Source organism: Pseudomonas sp. P5_B3 (assembly GCF_056400405.1).
On the sequence record NZ_JBFULI010000014.1, the window covers coordinates 46,133 to 62,972 of the forward strand.

Sequence of the window (16,840 nt, forward strand, 5' to 3'; positions counted from 1 at the left end):
CATACAACAAAAACCCGGCACAAGGCCGGGTTTTTGTTATTGCTCGATGCCTTTAGTTAACAGCAGGCGTGGCATTCGACACGTGCTGTGCACTGCGCTTGTTCTTGATCCAGTAGCAGACCCACATGAACACCAGCCACACTGGAATCGCATACACCGATGTCTGAATCCCCGGAATCAACAGCATCACGCCAAGGACGAACACCACGAACGCCAGGCAGATGTAGTTGCCGTACGGATACCACAGGGCCTTGAACAGCGGCGTCTGTTTGGTCTTGTTCATGTGCTGGCGGAACTTGAAGTGCGAGTAGCTGATCATCGCCCAGTTGATCACCAGGGTGGCCACCACCAGCGACATCAGCAGTTCCAGCGCGTTTTGCGGGATCAGGTAGTTCAGCAGTACCGCGATCAGGGTCACGGCGGCCGAGGCCAGAATCGAGCGCACCGGCACGCCGCGCTTGTCGATCTTCGCCAGACCTTTCGGCGCATCGCCCTGCTCGGCCATGCCCAGCAGCATGCGGCTGTTGCAGTAGGTGCCGCTGTTGTACACCGACAACGCCGCAGTCAGGACCACGAAGTTGAGGATGTGCGCGGCGGTGTTGCTGCCCAGCATCGAGAACACTTGCACGAACGGGCTGCCGCTGTAGGAATCACCGGAGGCGTTGAGGGTGGTCAGCAAGCTGTCCCACGGGGTCAACGACAGCAGGATGACCAGGGCACCGATGTAGAAAATCAGGATCCGGTAGATCACCTGGTTGATGGCTTTCGGGATCACGGTTTTCGGCTTGTCGGCTTCCGCTGCGGTGAAACCGAGCATTTCCAGGCCGCCAAAGGAAAACATGATGAAAGCCATGGCCATCACCAGGCCGCTGACGCCGTTCGGGAAGAAGCCACCGTGGGACCACAGGTTACTGACCGCCGCTTGCGGGCCGCCATTGCCGCTGACCAGCAGGTAGCTGCCCAGGGCAATCATGCCGACGATCGCCACGACCTTGATGATCGCAAACCAGAACTCGGCCTCGCCGAACACTTTGACGTTGGCCAGGTTGATCGCGTTGATCAGCACGAAGAAGGCCGCTGCGGAGACCCAGGTCGGGATGTCCGGCGCCCAGTAGTGGATGTATTTGCCGACCGCAGTCAGCTCGGACATGCCCACCAGAATGTACAGAATCCAGCAGTTCCAGCCCGACAGGAAGCCGGCAAAGCCGCCCCAGTACTTGTGCGCAAAATGGCTGAAGGAGCCGGCCACCGGATCTTCGACGATCATTTCGCCCAGTTGGCGCATGATCATGAAGGCGATGAAGCCGCAGATGGCGTAGCCGAGGATCATCGACGGGCCGGCGGATTTCAGTACCCCTGCCGAGCCGAGGAACAAACCGGTACCGATCGCGCCACCGAGGGCGATCAATTGAATGTGGCGATTTTTCAGGCCGCGTTTCAGCTCGCCTGATTGCGGGTGTTGTCCACTCATGAAAAGGGTCTCACGCAAGGTTTGATGATGTTCAGTAGACGTTGCTGCTCAAGAAAAGCGTTAAGCGGCACCGATCAAACCCCAGCGCAGGCACCAGGAGTTCAGCGTATTTACAACGGTCATGCGTCACCTGTTTGTTTTTATCTGCGACGAAATCGAACCCGACACGCTCGTGACGCGACGGAGTGAACAAGGCGGATAGCCTTGAGGTTTGCGCAGGTGCGCAGGAGGTCACAGGTAAAACGCGGCGCATTGTACACCTGTAACCCCCTGCTGACAGACCCGCTGGACAAGCGTGCCTATGGCCGGGATTGCCTGTGTCCGCCCCGAGGTGCTCGGGCGGCTGCAAAAAAAGGGTCAGATCCTTGCGGATCATCGACGGGAAAGGCAGGAAAACCGCCCCTCGCAGAGAGATGGAGATGGAATACGGCGTTCATTGCGCCTCCTTTTTGTTATGCACCTGCACGACAGGCATGGCGCGCATAACACCCTGCATGGAGCGGGGAAACAAGCGGGCTAGGGGGTCGGATGTAGGAAGGAAGGCGCTGACGCGTAAGAGTTTTCTTACGGAATCCAGGAGGTGGCGAATCCACGGGGTTAATCGGTGGATTTTGTCAGGTTTTCTTTACACGACGTAAATTAGCGTTTCCACATTGAAGCTCTCGGTGCGGCGACTGACGCCATCACGAGCAAGCTCGCTCCCACATTTTGATCGCGATTCTCCAAGCAAACTCATTTCCCTGTGGGAGCGAGCTTGCTCGYGATGGCGTACTCAAACACAACACAGACACAAAGCCTGGCAAAAAAAAACGCCAACCCGAAGATTGACGTTTTTTACCTGGAGTTTTCAGCTTACAGCTGCCTCACTCCGGCTTGCGACGACCAAAGCCCGGACGCTGGCCGGAACCGGCTGGTGCGCCACGGCGCTTGCCCGATGGCGTGTCACCGTCGACCAGTTTGATCCCCGGACGCTTCGGTGCAGGCTTGGCCGGGCGCTTGGTGTCGACCGGACGGTCCGCCACCGGCGTACCACGACCTTCGCCACGCTCGCTACGGCCGTTGGCCGGACGTGGCGTGCGTGGACCGCGTTCCCCGTCCTGACGGGCGGCTGGCTTGCGACCTGGACGCTCGCCTTCGATCTGCGGCTCGCGGTTTTCACGCGGGGCAGCAGGCCCGCCATTCGCTGGACGCAGGGTGCGCACGCGCTCGGTCCTGGCCATCGGCCGCGACGATTTACGCTGCATCCGGTCGAGCTTGTCCTTGCTCTTGGCGTTGAGTTGCGGCATGGCTACCGGCGTCAGGCCAACTTCGGCGCTGAGAATGTCGACTTCGTACTGGCTCATTTCACGCCAGCGGCCCATCGGCAGGTCAGAGTTGAGGAACACCGGGCCGAAACGCACGCGCTTCAGACGGCTGACCACCAGGCCCTGGGATTCCCACAGGCGACGCACTTCACGGTTACGACCTTCCATCACCACGCAGTGGTACCAGTGGTTGAAACCTTCGCCACCTGGCGCCTGCTTGATGTCGGTGAACCTGGCCGGGCCATCTTCAAGGACAACGCCAGCCTTCAGGCGCTCGATCATCTCGTCGTCGACTTCACCGCGTACACGCACGGCGTACTCGCGGTCCATCTCGTAGGACGGGTGCATCAAACGGTTGGCCAGTTCACCGTCGGTGGTGAACATCAGCAAACCGGTGGTATTGATGTCGAGACGGCCGATGTTGATCCAGCGCCCTTCTTTCGGACGCGGCAGCTTGTCGAACACCGTCGGACGACCTTCAGGGTCGACACGGGTGCAGATTTCGCCGTCGGGCTTGTTGTACATGATCACGCGGCGGACCGACTCGGCGGCCTCTTCACGCTTGATCACCTTGCCATCGATGGTGATGGCGTCGTGCATATCGACACGCTGACCAAGGGTGGCGTCTTTGCCGTTGACCTTGATGCGGCCGTGGCTGATCCAGGCTTCCACGTCACGGCGCGAGCCGACGCCGATACGGGCGAGGACTTTCTGCAGTTTTTCGCCTGCTGGGCCGATTGGCTGGTCGTCTTGCTGGTCTTTGATACTCATCTGGGCACCTCCCGGTGTGGTCTGAAAACTGGGTACTTGGGCGAAGGGATCGCCGAAGGGTCGCGAATCATACGCGCATGCGGGCGTTTGCGCATCAGAGACTAGCTGATCAATGCAAGGTTATTTGTTTTTCCGCTGACCGGTGACACGCAGCTTGCTTGCGAACACAAAACCCTGTGGGAGCGAGCTTGCTCGCGATAGCGGTTTTTCAGTCACATTGATGTTGAATGTACTGCCGCCATCGCGAGCAAGCTCGCTCCCACAGTGAATATCCATTGTTCATGAGAATTGCATCAGTCTTCGAACTGGCGGCGCTCGGCTTCGATGGCTTCCGCCAGGGCCTGGGCCTCGGCCTCTTCGTCCGAAAGCTCCGGCTCGGGTTTCGGCTGTTCGAGGGCAGCCACGGCGGCCAGGAGTTTTTCCCGGGCTTCGGCAACGCCAAGGATGTCGTCGTCCTGCTCCGGTTCAATTTCCGGCTCAGGCTCGCCTTCCGACTCAGTCTCGGGCTGCGCCGCTTCGACTTCCGGTTCGATAACCGACTGTTCCGGATCGAATTCAGGCGACGCACCATCACGCAGCAAATCGTCGAAGTCGGTCTTGAGCCCCTCCTCCATGCTGTCCAGTTCCAGCAACAGCGTGTGGAAACTGGTTTCTTCCTTCGGCTCTTCCTGCTCGGCGCTGGCGTCGGCCAACTCCTGAAGCCCGGCGGGTACGGGCGCGTCATCGAAATCGAGCACCGGATCCGGTTCCAGCTCGCGCAGTTCCGCCAGCGGCGGCAGGTCGTCGAGGTTCTTCAGGTTGAAGTGATCGAGGAACGCCTTGGTGGTCGCGAACATCGCCGGTTTGCCGGGCACGTCACGGTAGCCGACGATGCGGATCCACTCGCGCTCCATCAGCGTCTTGACGATGTTGCTGTTGACCGCCACACCCCGCACGTCTTCGATTTCGCCACGGGTAATCGGTTGGCGATAGGCGATCAGGGCCATGGTTTCCAGCATGGCACGGGAGTAACGCTGCGGGCGCTCTTCCCACAGACGCCCGACCCAAGGCGCAAATTTCTCGCGAATTTGCAGGCGATAACCCGAGGCCACTTCCTTGAGTTCAAAGGCGCGGCCATCGCAGGACTTGGCCAGAATCGCCAGGGCCTTCTTGAAGACCGGCGGCTCCGGGCGCTCGCCTTCCTCGAAGAGTTCGAACAGGCTTTCCAGAGATTGCGGCTTTCCCGAAGCCAACAGAAAGGCTTCGAGCAAGGGTGCCAGATCACGGGGTTCACTCAGGTTCATGTTTCGACTCGTTATTCGGCTCGGGCTCGCACGTGGATCGCGGCAAATGGCTCATTCTGCACCAGCTCGACCAGGGATTCCTTGACCAACTCAAGGATCGCCATGAAGGTCACCACCACCCCCAGGCGCCCTTCTTCAGCGGTGAACAGCTCGACAAACGGCACGAAACCGCCGCCCTTGAGGCGTTCAAGCACATCGCTCATACGCTCGCGGGTCGACAGCGCCTCGCGGCTGACCTGATGGCTTTCGAACATATCGCCACGGCGCAACACCTCGGCCATGGACAACAGCAGCTCTGACAAGCGCACGTCCGGCAACAGCTTGCGCGCCCGGGCTTGCGGGGCGTCAAGCTTGGGCACCACCACATCACGGCCAACGCGACTCAGCCCATCGATGCCTTCGGCGGCAGCCTTGAAACGCTCGTATTCCTGCAAGCGGCGGATCAGTTCGGCGCGCGGGTCTTCCTCTTCGTCTTCGACGGTTTCGGCCCGTGGCAGCAGCATCCGCGACTTGATCTCGGCCAGCATCGCGGCCATCACCAGGTATTCGGCGGCCAGTTCCAGGCGCACCGACTGCATCAACTCGACGTAGCCCATGTACTGGCGGGTGATTTCCGCCACCGGGATGTCGAGAATGTTGATGTTCTGTTTGCGGATCAGGTACAGCAGCAGGTCGAGGGGCCCTTCGAAGGCTTCGAGGAAGACCTCGAGGGCATCCGGCGGAATGTACAGGTCCAGCGGCATTTCCATGACCGCCTGGCCATAGACCATGGCGAAGGGCAGTTCCTGCTGGGCTCCGGCCTGACTGTCGACGGGTTCTACTGCGGACATCTAGGCCTCGACCATGAACGGCGCAGGGTCGCCGCAGCCAACGCGGATGACTTCCGGCTCGCCGTCGGCGAGGTTGATCACGGTGGACGCCTTGATCCCGCCGAAGCCGCCGTCGATGATCAGATCAACCTGATGTTCGAGCAGCTGGCGCATTTCATAGGGATCGAACATAGGGTCGGTTTCACCGGGCATGATCAGACTCACGCTCATCAACGGCTCGCCGAGCTGCTCCAGCAGTGCCAGGGCAATCGGATGGCTTGGCACCCGCAGGCCGATGGTGCGCTTCTTCGGGTGCAACAACAGTCGCGGTACTTCGCGGGTGGCGTTGAGAATGAACGTGTACGGCCCCGGCAAGTGGGCCTTGAGCAAGCGGAAAGTGCCGGTGTCGATCTTGGCAAACAGCCCCAGTTGCGACAGATCGCAGCAAATCAGCGCGAAGTTGTGCTTTTCATCCAGCCCGCGCAAACGTCGCACGCGCTCCACAGCCACTTTGTCGCCGATCTGGCAACCAATGGCGTAGGAAGAGTCTGTGGGATAAATCACCACCCCGCCCTTGCGGATGATCTCGACTGCCTGTTTTATCAGGCGCGCTTGCGGGTTTTCCGGATGAATCTGGAAAAATTGACTCACATTCTCTACCTGTTCAGACGGCGGCAATAACTGGGTCATGTTTGAATCGACACCATAGTGGTGGCAGATCCTCCGGGAGTGGCCGGTATTCACCGATCTCCGACCAGCCTCCAGGGCCATGAAAATCACTGCCGGCGCTGACCAGCAGACCGAACTCGCGGGCCAGAATGGCCAGGCTGCCCACTTGCTCGGCAGGCTGGTAACCATTGACCACTTCGATGGCGTGGCCCCCTGCTTGAATATAGTCGGCAATCAGGCGACGACGCTTGCTTCGGGTAAATTCGTAGTGCCAGGGGTGTGCCAGGCTGACCCAGGCTTTGGCTGCGCGCAGGGTTTCGACGGTTTCTTCCAGGGTCGGCCAGTGTTGCTTGACGTCGCCCAGCTTGCCAGCACCCAGCCATTTACGGAACGCCTCGGCGCGATCCTTGACGAAACCTTCACGCACCATCCAGTCGGCGAAATGCGGGCGGGCCGGCGCGTTACCGCTGTCGCCCAGCTCCTGCTGGATCTTGCGGGCGCCTTCCAGCGCCCCCGGCATACCTTTGAGCGCGAGTTTGCGGCTGATTTCCTCGGAGCGCAGCCAGCGGCCATCATGCAATCTGGCGATGGCCTCGACCAACGGCGCGGCGTTCACGTCAAAACCGTAGCCCAGGACATGAATGGTCGCGCCGCCCCAGGTGCAGGACAATTCGACGCCATTGACCAGTTGCATCCCCAGCGCGGTGGCCGCGTGGCGGGCCTCGTCAAGGCCTTCAAGGGTGTCGTGATCGGTCAGGGCCAGGACTCGCACGCCTTTCTCGTACGCCCGCGCCACCAGAACCGCAGGCGCCAGGGCGCCATCGGAGGCCGTGCTATGGCAGTGCAAATCAACATTCACAGGGCTTTGTAACCTCAAATCAGCTGGCGCTATCGCACGCCCATATGTTTGTTATTATGCCGCCACATCCTGCTTCTGGCTGCCACTGTGAAACAATTCATCGATTTCATCCCGCTCCTGCTGTTTTTCATCGTCTTCAAGATCGATCCACGGGTCGTCGACATCGCCGGCCATGAGGTCACTCTAGGCGGTATTTACAGCGCCACCGCGATGCTGATCGTCAGCTCCCTGGTGGTCTACGGCACACTGTTCATCAAACAGCGCAAGCTGGAGAAGAGCCAGTGGCTGACCCTGATCGCCTGCCTGGTCTTCGGTAGCCTGACCCTGGCGTTCCACAGCGAGACTTTCCTGAAGTGGAAAGCCCCGGTGGTCAACTGGCTGTTCGCCCTGGCGTTCATCGGCAGCCACTTCGTCGGTGACAGCCTGCTGATCAAGCGCATCATGGGCCACGCGCTGACCTTGCCGGAGCCGGTCTGGACGCGCCTGAACATCGCCTGGATCGCCTTCTTCCTGTTTTGCGGTGCCGCCAACCTGTTTGTCGCGTTCACCTTCCAGAGCTACTGGGTCGACTTCAAGGTCTTCGGCAGCCTGGGCATGACTTTGCTGTTCCTGGTCGGCCAGGGCATCTACCTGTCCCGCCATCTGCACGATGCCGATACCACTACGCCAAAAACCGAGGACTGACATGCTTTACGCAATCATTGCCACAGACGTCGCCAACTCCCTGGAAGCCCGCCTGGCCGCACGGCCTGCGCACCTCGAGCGCCTGCAAGTGCTCAAGGGCGAAGGTCGCATCGTTCTGGCCGGTCCAAATCCGGCGGTCGACAGCAATGATCCGGGCGCGGCGGGTTTCACCGGCAGCCTGATCGTCGCCGAATTCGATTCCCTGAGCGCCGCCCAGGCCTGGGCCGACGCTGATCCGTACATCGCCGCAGGCGTCTATGCCAACGTTCTGGTCAAGCCGTTCAAGCAAGTCCTTCCGTAACTTTCTTCTCGCAATTGCCCCCACGCGATGAACCTTGTCGGTTCRTCGCGCTCTCAATCGCTCATTATTCTCGTTTGCCTGCCGACAACCTGCCCAATACTCGTCTTGGAATCAGGAGTCGCGATGCGCAAGGGTCCGTTGTGTCTGATGTTGGTCACGTTGTCGATCGGGGCGCCCGCCCACGGTGAGGAAAGTGTCGAGGGCGGTAATTCGACGCCGCTTTCCTTGAGCGCCGGCAGCCAGATCACCGAGTTGCAGCAACGCTTGAAAGAAAGCGAACGGCAACGGGATGAACTGAGCAAACAATTGCAAACTGCCGATGGCGAACGCGAAAGCCCGCTGCTGGCCCGGTTGCGCCAGGAGAACCAGCGCTTGAAGCTGCAACTCAAGGAAGCCCAGGCCAGCAGTCCGCTGCCGCGCCTGCTGACCGACCAGCAACAATGGTTTGTCATTGGCGCCGGGGTAGCGCTATTGGCTCTGCTCTGCGGTATCTTCGCCAGTGGAGCAAGTCGAAAACGTCGACAATGGCTAAATTGAGTGAGTCATGAGCGAGCTGTTACTTATTGATGATGATCAGGAGCTGTGTGAGCTCCTGAGCAGTTGGCTGAGCCAGGAAGGGTTTCAGGTACGTGCCTGTCACGACGGCCAGAGCGCGCGCCGTGCACTGACCGAAACCGCCCCGGCGGCCGTGGTTCTGGATGTGATGTTGCCCGATGGTAGCGGCCTGGAACTGCTCAAGCAGTTGCGCAGCGATCACCCGGATCTGCCGGTGCTGATGCTCTCGGCCCGGGGCGAGCCCCTGGACCGCATCCTCGGCCTGGAGCTCGGCGCCGACGATTACCTGGCCAAACCCTGCGATCCACGGGAACTGACCGCCCGCCTGCGCGCTGTGCTGCGTCGTAGCCACCCGGCAGCGGTGTCCAGCCAGATGGAACTGGGCGACCTGTGTTTCAGCCCGGTGCGCGGCGTGGTCAGCATCGATGAGCAAGAGTTCACCCTCACTGTTTCCGAAAGCCGCCTGCTGGAAGCCCTGCTCAAGCAACCCGGCGAACCCCTGGACAAACAGGAACTGGCGCAGATCGCTCTCGGTCGCAAGCTGACCCTGTACGACCGCAGCCTGGACATGCACGTCAGCAACCTGCGCAAGAAGATCGGCCCACACCCCGATGGTCGACCGCGCATCGTCGCCCTGCGCAGCCGCGGCTACTACTACAGCCTCTGATCCCCGTATACGGGTTTGTCAGGTCGGCGGAAAACCGTCTTTACCCAAGCTTTACCCTCCGCTGACCGCCGCTGACCTTGATCTGCGTAATCTGTATTCATCCGGAACGTACCGGGAACGAGACAAGGAGATTCACCATGCGCAAGACTCTTATCGCTCTGATGTTCGCTGCTGCCCTGCCGACCGTTGCCATGGCCATGCCTGAAGGCACCGGCCCGATGGATGGGCCGATGGACGGTTCGCGCCACGGCGGTCAGATGCACGGCATGCACGGCAAAGGCCCCTACAGTGAACTGGACCTGAGCCGCGAACAGCGCGAGCAGATCCGCAAGATCATGGGCGAGCAGATGCACGAGCGTAAGCAACTGGTCGAGAAGTACCTGGAGAAACTCTCGCCAGCCGACCAGAAAGCCATGAAAGACGAGATGGCCGCTAACCACAAGAAAGCTGAAGCGGACGTGCGCGCCTTGCTGAAACCGGATCAACAGAAGAAATTCGACGAGATCCAGAAAAAACAGGCCGAACGCCGCGCCGAGTGGGCCGAGTTCAAAGCCTGGAAAGCGCAACAACAGCAAAAAGCGCAATAATGCGCTGACCCGGGACCCGACGGCCAAGCACCGTTGGGTCTGACACCACACCTATCACTGTGGGAGCGAGCCTGCTCGCGATAGCGTCAGCACGTTCAACATCAACGTGACTGAAAGACCGCCATCGTCGGAACGCCGCCCGGAGCAAGCTCGCTCCCACAGGGGTTGTGTTTGCCTGAGGATTTTCCGTGCGTTCATTGTTCTGGCGTATCCTGGCCAGCTTCTGGCTGGCCATCGCTCTGGTTGCAGGGCTTTCCATCCTGCTCGGGCACATGCTCAACCAGGACGCATGGATTCTCAGCCGCCACCCGGGCCTCAACACGCTGGCCGAACAGTGGACGCAAACCTACGAAAGTCAGGGCGAAGACGCCGCCCAGGACATTCTCCAGCAACGCAAACGCCAGTATCACATCGACGTTCAGGTGCTCAACGAAAGTGGCGACCCTGTAGTGCGCGGCACCTTCCCCAAACGTGCGGCGGCCTTTGAGGCGCGACAGAACAACAATGACCGGCGCCTGCCGTGGCGGCGTCTGACCGATGAGTTCACCAGCGAAAAAACCGGTGACACCTACCTGTTCATCTACCGCATTCCGCACCCGGAACTGGACGCCTGGCACCGCGAGAGCCTGCTCTGGCCGCTCAGTGCGCTGGGGATCGCCCTGGTGGTGCTGACCCTGTTCAGTCTGCTCGTGACCTTTTCCATCACCCGCCCGCTCAGCCGTCTGCGTGGCGCGGTGCATGACCTTGGCCAAACCACCTATCAACAAAACAGCCTGGTCAAACTGGCCAACCGTCGCGATGAGTTCGGCGTCCTGGCCAACGACTTCAACCGTATGGGCGCGCGCCTGCAAAGCCTGATTGGCAGTCAGCGGCAACTGCTGCGGGATGTGTCCCACGAACTGCGTTCGCCCCTCGCTCGCCTGCGTATCGCACTGGCGCTGGCCGAACGGGCCACCGCGCAGGAACGGGAACAGCTCTGGCCGCGCCTGACCCGTGAGTGCGACCGACTGGAGGCGCTGATCAGCGAAATCCTGGTACTGGCGCGGGTCGATTCCGATAACGCCAGTGCCGAAGAGGTGGATCTGAACGCCTTGCTTTATACCCTGCAGAAGGACGCGCAACTCGGTTCACCCGAGCAACTCGTCCACCTTGAAGCCGAGTCGCAACTGAATCTGAAGGGCTGGCCGACCATGATCGAACGGGCCGTCGACAACTTGCTGCGCAACGCCCAGCGCTTCAATCCGGTGGGTGGCCTGCCGATCGAAATGCAGGCGCTACGTCAGGGTGAGCGGATCGTCGTGACCGTGCGCGATCACGGGCCGGGGGTCAGTGCCGAAAACCTCAGCCAGCTCGGTGAGCCGTTCTATCGGGCACCGGGACAGACCGCCGCCGGACATGGCCTGGGCCTGGCCATTGCCCGGCGAGCAGCGGAGCGACATGGCGGCAGCCTGGTGCTGGCCAATCACCCGGAGGGCGGGTTCATTGCCAGTCTGGAATTGCCGTTGGTGCCGGGGGCTGTCGTGCAACCCTGATCCCGGTTTGAACTACAGAGATCTACTGTGGGAGCGAGCTTGCTCGCGATAGCGTTAGCACCTTCAACATCAACGTGACTGAAAAACCGCCATCGCGAGCAAGCTCGCTCCCACAGGTTTTGTGGTGTCAGACTTTGCCAGGCCAGGCGCTGACGAATTCGGCCAGGTCGACCTTCTCGGCCACTCGCGGTTCTTTCTGCGGCGTGCCCAGATACAGGAAGGCAATCACCTGTTCCCCCTCCGTCAAGCCAAGCCCCTTGGCCACATGGGGCGAGTAAGCCAGGTCACCGGTACGCCACACCGCACCGATGCCCTGCGCATAGGCCGCCAGCAAAATCCCGTGGGCCGCACAGCCCGCCGCCAGCAACTGCTCGGACTTCGGATACTTGACGTGATCCTGCAACCGCGCAATCACCACTACCACCAGCGGTGCCCGCAGCGGACCATTGCGTGCCTTGTCGATGGCCGCTTCGCTGATTTCTGCGTCCGAAAGCTTCGCCGCTTCGGCCAGCAACTCGCCCATTTGCTCGCGCGCCGCGCCTTCCACCGTCAAGAAGCGCCACGGCTGCAAGTGACCGTGATCCGGGGCGCGCATGGCGGCGCCGAACAGCACTTCGCGCTGTTCGGCAGTGGGCGCAGGGTCAATCAGTCGTGGAACGGAAACACGGTTGAGCAAAGCGTCGAGAGCCTGCATCGGCCACCTCCTGAAAAATTTGTGCGGCTATTCTAGCGGCAACTGCCGCAGTAGTGCCGGTTTACATGCCCTGCCTCGCGGGTAGAATGGCGCCCTTTCCACTATCAGCCGAGCGGACCTCATGGCGTTGCCGACCTTACGGATCATTGGTTTCATCATCGGCATCTTCCTGATCACGCTGGCGATCTCCATGGTCGTACCCATGGCCACGCTGGTCATTTTCGACCGCACCAGCGATCTGCCGTCGTTCCTCTGGGCCAGCATGATCACCTTTGTCGCCGGTTTGGCGCTGGTGATTCCGGGGCGCCCAGAGCATATTCACCTGCGCCCCCGGGACATGTACCTGCTGACCGTCAGCAGTTGGCTGGTGGTGTGTATCTTCGCCGCGCTGCCGTTCCTGCTGACCCAGCACATCAGTTACACCGATTCATTCTTCGAAAGCATGTCCGGCATCACCGCCACCGGTTCGACCGTGCTCAGCGGCCTGGACAGCATGTCCCCCGGCATTCTGATGTGGCGCTCCCTGCTGCACTGGCTGGGTGGCATCGGTTTCATCGGCATGGCGGTGGCGATTCTGCCGCTGCTGCGCATCGGTGGCATGCGGCTGTTCCAGACCGAATCGTCGGATCGCTCGGAAAAAGTCATGCCCCGCTCGCACATGGTGGCGCGCCTGATCGTGGCGGCGTACGTCGGCATTACCATTGTCGGCAGCCTGGCGTTCTGGTGGGCCGGAATGAGCCCGTTCGATGCGGTCAACCACGCGATGTCGGCGATTTCCACCGGCGGCTTCTCCACCTCCGACCAGTCTTTGGCCAAGTGGCCGGAACCTGCGGTGCATTGGGTCGCGATCGTCATCATGATTCTCGGTGCCCTGCCGTTCACCCTGTATGTCGCCATGTTGCGTGGTAACCGTCGGGCGCTGATCAAGGATGAACAGGTTCAAGGCCTGCTCGGCATGCTGCTGGTGACCTGGCTGGTGCTCGGCACCTGGTATTGGTGGACGACCCAACTGCATTGGCTGGAGGCGTTGCGGCATGTGGCGCTGAACGTGACGTCGGTGGTGACGACGACCGGTTTCGCACTGGGGGACTACAGCCTGTGGGGTAATTTCTCGCTGATGCTGTTCTTCTATCTGGGGTTTGTCGGCGGCTGCTCCGGCTCGACCGCGGGCGGCATCAAGATTTTCCGCTTCCAGGTGGCCTATATCCTGCTCAAGGCCAACCTTAACCAGCTGATCCACCCGCGGGCGGTGATCAAGCAGAAGTACAACGGTCACCGCCTCGACGAAGAAATCGTGCGTTCGATCCTGACCTTTTCGTTTTTCTTCGCAATCACCATCTGTGTGATTGCGCTACTGCTGTCGCTGCTCGGCGTGGACTGGATGACCGCCCTCACCGGCGCGGCCAGTACCGTGTCCGGTGTCGGCCCGGGGCTCGGCGAAACCATCGGCCCGGCGGGTAACTTCGCCACCCTGCCGGATGCCGCCAAGTGGATTCTGTCGTTCGGCATGCTGCTGGGCCGACTGGAGATCATTACGGTGTTTGTGCTGTGTATTCCAGCATTTTGGCGTCATTGACTGCTTCAGATGTTTGCATCAGCCGCATCCGGTACTCGCCGGGTGTGGCGTCGAACCAGCGACGGAAAGCGCGGAAGAAGTTGCTCGGATCGGCGAAACCCAGCAAGTAGGCGATTTCCAGCAAGGTCATGGCCGGTTGTGCCAGGTACTGCTCGGCCAGTTCACGCCGGGTATCGTCCAGCAGCACTTGAAAACTGGTGCCCTCTTCCTGCAAACGCCGTTGCAAGGTGCGCTGGGACAGATGCAGCGTCTGCGCCACCGTATCGCGCTTGGGCTCGCCCTGGGGCAACAGGCGACACAACACCTGCCGCGCCTGGTGGGTCACCCGGTTTTCGGAAAAGCGCGTCAGGTACTCGCCGGCAAAGCGGTCATGCAGCAAGGCCATCGCCTCGTTGGCCGTCGGCAGTGGCGCTTCCATGTCCGCGCGTTCGAAAATCAGCGCATCGTAAGGCGCGTTGAATAGCAGCGGTGCATGGAAGGCTTGTTTATAGGGTTCAAGGTTGACCGGCTCGGCGCCTTGCAACAGCACTTTGCGTGGATGCAACGTACGCCCGGTCAACCAGCCGCACAGCGCCAGGGCACAGGCCAGCGAAGCTTCGGCGCTTTGCCGGGTCGGCGGCAGATGATCGCCATGCACCGTCAGAATCAGCGCATAGCCTTCTTCCAGCAGCTTGAAACTCAGGTCGGCACTTTCGGCGATGATTCGCTGATAGCGCACCAGACGCTGAAAGCCTTCAGCGAGAGTCTGGCTGGACATCAAGGCGTAACCGGCCACATGAAACTGCGCCGGTCGCACCACCTTGCCCATGTTCAGGCCGATGGCCGGATTGCCGGACAGCTCGACCGCGCGCTGCCACAGCCGTGTCATGGAGTCTTGCGGGAAACGTGCATCGGGATCATCCAGTGCCGCATAGTCGAGCCCCAGCTGTTTGAACAGAACCCGACAATCCAGGCCGTCCATCTCCAGCGCTTTGACAATCCCCATCGCCCAGCTTGCAGAAGTCGTTCGTTCGCTCATGGCGTTTTCTTACATGGTGGCCGAATGCTACGGCTATTGACCGAAGGATACTAAAGTGGCGCCTATTGTCACTGGCTGATGCCATTGATCACTCTAGACTCAAATAAGCTACCCGCAGAACAACTTGCAGCAAGAACAGTAACCACAGAGATCGCTGTCGTGGAAAACGTCAAACGATTCAACAGCTTCGCAGAGTTCTATCCTTACTACCTCAGTGAGCACAGCAACAGCACCTGCCGCCGTTTACACTTTATCGGCACGACCCTGGTTATCTTGATTCTGACGCTGACCATCGGTCGCGGAGCATGGATGCTGTTGTGGGCCCTGCCACTGGCAGGCTACAGCTTTGCCTGGGTCGGGCATTTCTTCTTCGAGAAGAACCGCCCGGCAACATTCCAGCATCCCTTCTATAGCCTGCTTGGCGATTTTGTCATGTACCGGGACATGGTTATGGGGCGCGTTCCGTTCTAGCTGACTTGCGTCACAAGAGAGTTGCCGATGAATGCCAATGCCCGCTTCACCCACATGAAGGACGGCACGCAAGAAGACTGGGCGATCATTGCCGCGGACTTCAGTGCCTACGCAAGACAATTGCCAACACGGATTGTGGCGCACCTGAAGCTGCTGGAGGGTGATTTCGGTGGTTTCCCGCTGGATCGCCTGACCCACTCCCTGCAAACCGCCACCCGCGCCTGGCGCGATGGTCGCAACGAGGAGTACGTGGTCTGTGCCCTGCTCCATGACATCGGCGACACCCTGGGCTCCTACAACCACCCGGATATCGCGGCGGCGATTCTCAAGCCGTTCGTCAGCGCCGAGAACTTGTGGATGGTGGAAAAGCACGGGATTTTCCAGGGCTACTACTTCTTCCATCACCTGGGCATGGATCGGCATCTGCGTGAGCAATTCCAGGACCATCCGCAGTACCAGGCGACCGTCGAGTTCTGTGCCAGGTACGATGCGGCGGCGTTTGACCCGGCATATGACACGCTGCCATTGAGCTTTTTCGAGCCGATGATGGAGCGGTTGTTTGCACACCCCAGGAGCTCGATTTACAAGGCGGCGATGGAAGAGCATTTGCCAGCCTGACAGATCCAGCGGGACCGCTTCGCGGTCCATCGCGAGCAGGCTCGCTCCTACAGGGTTTTGCGGCGCGAGCAGATTCTGTATTCACCAAAAATCTACTGTAGGAGCGAGCCTGCTCGCGATGAGGCCCGCAGGGACACAGTGATTATCAAGCCAGCTCCGCAACCTTGGCCGCCTTCATCTGCGCCTCCCGCGCCTGAGCATCCGCCAGGCGATACAACTCGATCGTGCCATCCCAGTGCTCGATCAGCGCCGTGCACGACTCCACCCAGTCGCCGCAATTGAGGTAGTCCACCTCGCCGACCTTGCGAATCTCGGCATGGTGAATGTGCCCGCACACCACGCCGTGCAGTTCGCGTTTGACGCATTCATGGGCGATGGCTTCTTCGAAGTCGCTGATGAAGCTGACCGCTGTTTTCACCTTGTGCTTGAGGTAGGCCGACAGCGACCAGTAGCCGTAGCCATATCGTGCGCGCCAATGATTGAGCCAGCGGTTGAGGGTCAGGGTGAATTCGTAGGCCGAGTCACCGAGAAAGGCCAGCCAGCGATGGTAACGGGTGATCACATCGAACTGGTCGCCATGGATTACCAGCAGATGCCGGCCGTCGGCGGTGACGTGCACTGCTTCGTCCACCAACTGGATATTGCCCAGGATCAGTTTCGAATAACGGCGCAGGAATTCGTCGTGGTTGCCGGTGACATAGATCACCTCGGTGCCACGCTTGCTCATGGTCAACAGGCGACGGATCACGTTGGTATGCGCTTGCGGCCAGTACATGCCGCCGCGCAGTTTCCAGCCGTCGATGATGTCGCCGACCAGATAGATCTTGTCTGCGTGATAACCCTTGAGAAACTGCGACAGGTGTTCAGCCTGACAGTCCCTCGTGCCCAAATGCACGTCGGAAATCCATAGCGTCCGCACACGTTGCTTACGGGTGGGTTTGGCAACCTCGGCGCTGGTCATGGGCAACCCT

Annotated in this window: 18 protein-coding genes; 9 read left to right on the plus strand and 9 right to left on the minus strand. The window is 60.4% G+C overall.

The genetic code is table 11. From position 1 onward, the window contains the following. Positions 1-52: 52 nt before the first annotated feature. The 6 genes from AC1DRN_RS11070 to AC1DRN_RS11095 all read right to left on the minus strand — a co-directional run bounded on the left by AC1DRN_RS11070 (position 53) and on the right by AC1DRN_RS11095 (position 7,166). Entirely contained in the window at positions 53-1,471 is a 1,419-nt protein-coding gene (locus AC1DRN_RS11070) for an amino acid permease (RefSeq protein WP_223461292.1), read from the minus strand. Positions 1,472-2,334: 863 nt separating this feature from the next. Further along, positions 2,335-3,546, minus strand: a complete 1,212-nt coding sequence (rluB, locus tag AC1DRN_RS11075; protein WP_223461290.1) for a 23S rRNA pseudouridine(2605) synthase RluB — start codon at positions 3,544-3,546, stop codon at positions 2,335-2,337. Positions 3,547-3,839: 293 nt separating this feature from the next. Then, positions 3,840-4,829, minus strand: a complete 990-nt coding sequence (gene scpB, locus AC1DRN_RS11080; protein WP_223461288.1) for an SMC-Scp complex subunit ScpB — start codon at positions 4,827-4,829, stop codon at positions 3,840-3,842. 11 nt (positions 4,830-4,840) lie between these two features. Next, positions 4,841-5,599: a segregation and condensation protein A gene (locus AC1DRN_RS11085; RefSeq protein WP_223461458.1), complete on the minus strand. Its 759-nt coding sequence runs from the start codon at positions 5,597-5,599 to the stop codon at positions 4,841-4,843. Between the two features lie 60 nt (positions 5,600-5,659). Continuing rightward, a complete protein-coding gene (locus AC1DRN_RS11090) occupies positions 5,660-6,289 on the minus strand; it encodes an L-threonylcarbamoyladenylate synthase (RefSeq protein ID WP_108218704.1) in 630 nt (209 codons plus the stop codon). A 13-nt stretch (positions 6,290-6,302) separates the two neighbouring features. Beyond that, positions 6,303-7,166: a PHP domain-containing protein gene (locus AC1DRN_RS11095; RefSeq protein ID WP_223461286.1), complete on the minus strand. Its 864-nt coding sequence runs from the start codon at positions 7,164-7,166 to the stop codon at positions 6,303-6,305. Between the two features lie 87 nt (positions 7,167-7,253). Here AC1DRN_RS11095 and AC1DRN_RS11100 point away from each other — a divergent pair, with 87 nt between their 5' ends. From AC1DRN_RS11100 to AC1DRN_RS11125, 6 genes are all read left to right on the plus strand, one after another. Further along, entirely contained in the window at positions 7,254-7,850 is a 597-nt protein-coding gene (locus tag AC1DRN_RS11100) for a septation protein A (RefSeq protein ID WP_223461284.1), read from the plus strand. 1 nt (position 7,851) lies between these two features. Continuing rightward, a complete protein-coding gene (locus AC1DRN_RS11105) occupies positions 7,852-8,151 on the plus strand; it encodes a YciI family protein (RefSeq protein ID WP_108218598.1) in 300 nt (99 codons plus the stop codon). A 123-nt stretch (positions 8,152-8,274) separates the two neighbouring features. After that, the gene (locus AC1DRN_RS11110) at positions 8,275-8,688 is read left to right on the plus strand and encodes an SH3 domain-containing protein (RefSeq protein WP_223461282.1); all 414 of its coding nucleotides are present in this window, start codon (positions 8,275-8,277) and stop codon (positions 8,686-8,688) included. A gap of 7 nt (positions 8,689-8,695) precedes the next feature. Next, entirely contained in the window at positions 8,696-9,373 is a 678-nt protein-coding gene (locus AC1DRN_RS11115) for a response regulator transcription factor (protein ID WP_223461280.1), read from the plus strand. A gap of 137 nt (positions 9,374-9,510) precedes the next feature. Beyond that, positions 9,511-9,960: a Spy/CpxP family protein refolding chaperone gene (locus AC1DRN_RS11120; RefSeq protein WP_223461278.1), complete on the plus strand. Its 450-nt coding sequence runs from the start codon at positions 9,511-9,513 to the stop codon at positions 9,958-9,960. Positions 9,961-10,148: 188 nt separating this feature from the next. Further along, on the plus strand, positions 10,149-11,492 hold the full coding sequence (locus AC1DRN_RS11125; RefSeq protein ID WP_317851122.1) for a sensor histidine kinase: 1,344 nt from the start codon (positions 10,149-10,151) through the stop codon (positions 11,490-11,492). Positions 11,493-11,619: 127 nt separating this feature from the next. Here the strand turns inward: AC1DRN_RS11125 and AC1DRN_RS11130 are convergent, their stop codons facing one another. Further along, entirely contained in the window at positions 11,620-12,186 is a 567-nt protein-coding gene (locus tag AC1DRN_RS11130; protein WP_223461276.1) for an NAD(P)H nitroreductase, read from the minus strand. Between the two features lie 121 nt (positions 12,187-12,307). Between AC1DRN_RS11130 and AC1DRN_RS11135 the strand changes: the two genes are divergently transcribed. After that, entirely contained in the window at positions 12,308-13,762 is a 1,455-nt protein-coding gene (locus tag AC1DRN_RS11135; RefSeq protein WP_223461274.1) for a TrkH family potassium uptake protein, read from the plus strand. On the opposite strand, the gene AC1DRN_RS11140 is transcribed toward AC1DRN_RS11135, so the two are convergent. Then, positions 13,719-14,780 (minus strand): AraC family transcriptional regulator, encoded by a 1,062-nt coding sequence (locus AC1DRN_RS11140; RefSeq protein WP_223461272.1) that lies wholly within the window; start codon positions 14,778-14,780, stop codon positions 13,719-13,721. The two genes, AC1DRN_RS11135 and AC1DRN_RS11140, sit on opposite strands and share 44 nt — an antisense overlap. 159 nt (positions 14,781-14,939) lie before the next feature. Between AC1DRN_RS11140 and AC1DRN_RS11145 the strand changes: the two genes are divergently transcribed. Both AC1DRN_RS11145 and AC1DRN_RS11150 read left to right on the plus strand, forming a co-directional pair. Beyond that, positions 14,940-15,251 (plus strand): Mpo1-like protein, encoded by a 312-nt coding sequence (locus tag AC1DRN_RS11145; protein ID WP_223461270.1) that lies wholly within the window; start codon positions 14,940-14,942, stop codon positions 15,249-15,251. 27 nt (positions 15,252-15,278) lie between these two features. Further along, positions 15,279-15,869, plus strand: a complete 591-nt coding sequence (locus AC1DRN_RS11150) for an HD domain-containing protein (protein WP_223461269.1) — start codon at positions 15,279-15,281, stop codon at positions 15,867-15,869. A 145-nt stretch (positions 15,870-16,014) separates the two neighbouring features. Here AC1DRN_RS11150 and AC1DRN_RS11155 read toward each other — a convergent pair whose 3' ends face one another. Then, complete coding sequence (locus AC1DRN_RS11155; protein ID WP_223461267.1) at positions 16,015-16,830, minus strand: UDP-2,3-diacylglucosamine diphosphatase; 816 nt, start codon at positions 16,828-16,830, stop codon at positions 16,015-16,017. Positions 16,831-16,840 lie beyond the last annotated feature (10 nt).

Coding starts and splice junctions, on each gene's coding strand:
- AC1DRN_RS11070 (WP_223461292.1), bottom strand. CDS start 1,471: ATGAGTGGACAACACCCGCAATCAGGCGAGCTGAAACGCGGCCTGAAA.
- rluB (WP_223461290.1), bottom strand. CDS start 3,546: ATGAGTATCAAAGACCAGCAAGACGACCAGCCAATCGGCCCAGCAGGC.
- scpB (WP_223461288.1), bottom strand. CDS start 4,829: ATGAACCTGAGTGAACCCCGTGATCTGGCACCCTTGCTCGAAGCCTTT.
- AC1DRN_RS11085 (WP_223461458.1), bottom strand. CDS start 5,599: ATGGTCTATGGCCAGGCGGTCATGGAAATGCCGCTGGACCTGTACATT.
- AC1DRN_RS11105 (WP_108218598.1), top strand. CDS start 7,852: ATGCTTTACGCAATCATTGCCACAGACGTCGCCAACTCCCTGGAAGCC.
- AC1DRN_RS11110 (WP_223461282.1), top strand. CDS start 8,275: ATGCGCAAGGGTCCGTTGTGTCTGATGTTGGTCACGTTGTCGATCGGG.
- AC1DRN_RS11115 (WP_223461280.1), top strand. CDS start 8,696: ATGAGCGAGCTGTTACTTATTGATGATGATCAGGAGCTGTGTGAGCTC.
- AC1DRN_RS11120 (WP_223461278.1), top strand. CDS start 9,511: ATGCGCAAGACTCTTATCGCTCTGATGTTCGCTGCTGCCCTGCCGACC.
- AC1DRN_RS11130 (WP_223461276.1), bottom strand. CDS start 12,186: ATGCAGGCTCTCGACGCTTTGCTCAACCGTGTTTCCGTTCCACGACTG.
- AC1DRN_RS11135 (WP_223461274.1), top strand. CDS start 12,308: ATGGCGTTGCCGACCTTACGGATCATTGGTTTCATCATCGGCATCTTC.
- AC1DRN_RS11140 (WP_223461272.1), bottom strand. CDS start 14,780: ATGAGCGAACGAACGACTTCTGCAAGCTGGGCGATGGGGATTGTCAAA.
- AC1DRN_RS11150 (WP_223461269.1), top strand. CDS start 15,279: ATGAATGCCAATGCCCGCTTCACCCACATGAAGGACGGCACGCAAGAA.
- AC1DRN_RS11155 (WP_223461267.1), bottom strand. CDS start 16,830: ATGACCAGCGCCGAGGTTGCCAAACCCACCCGTAAGCAACGTGTGCGG.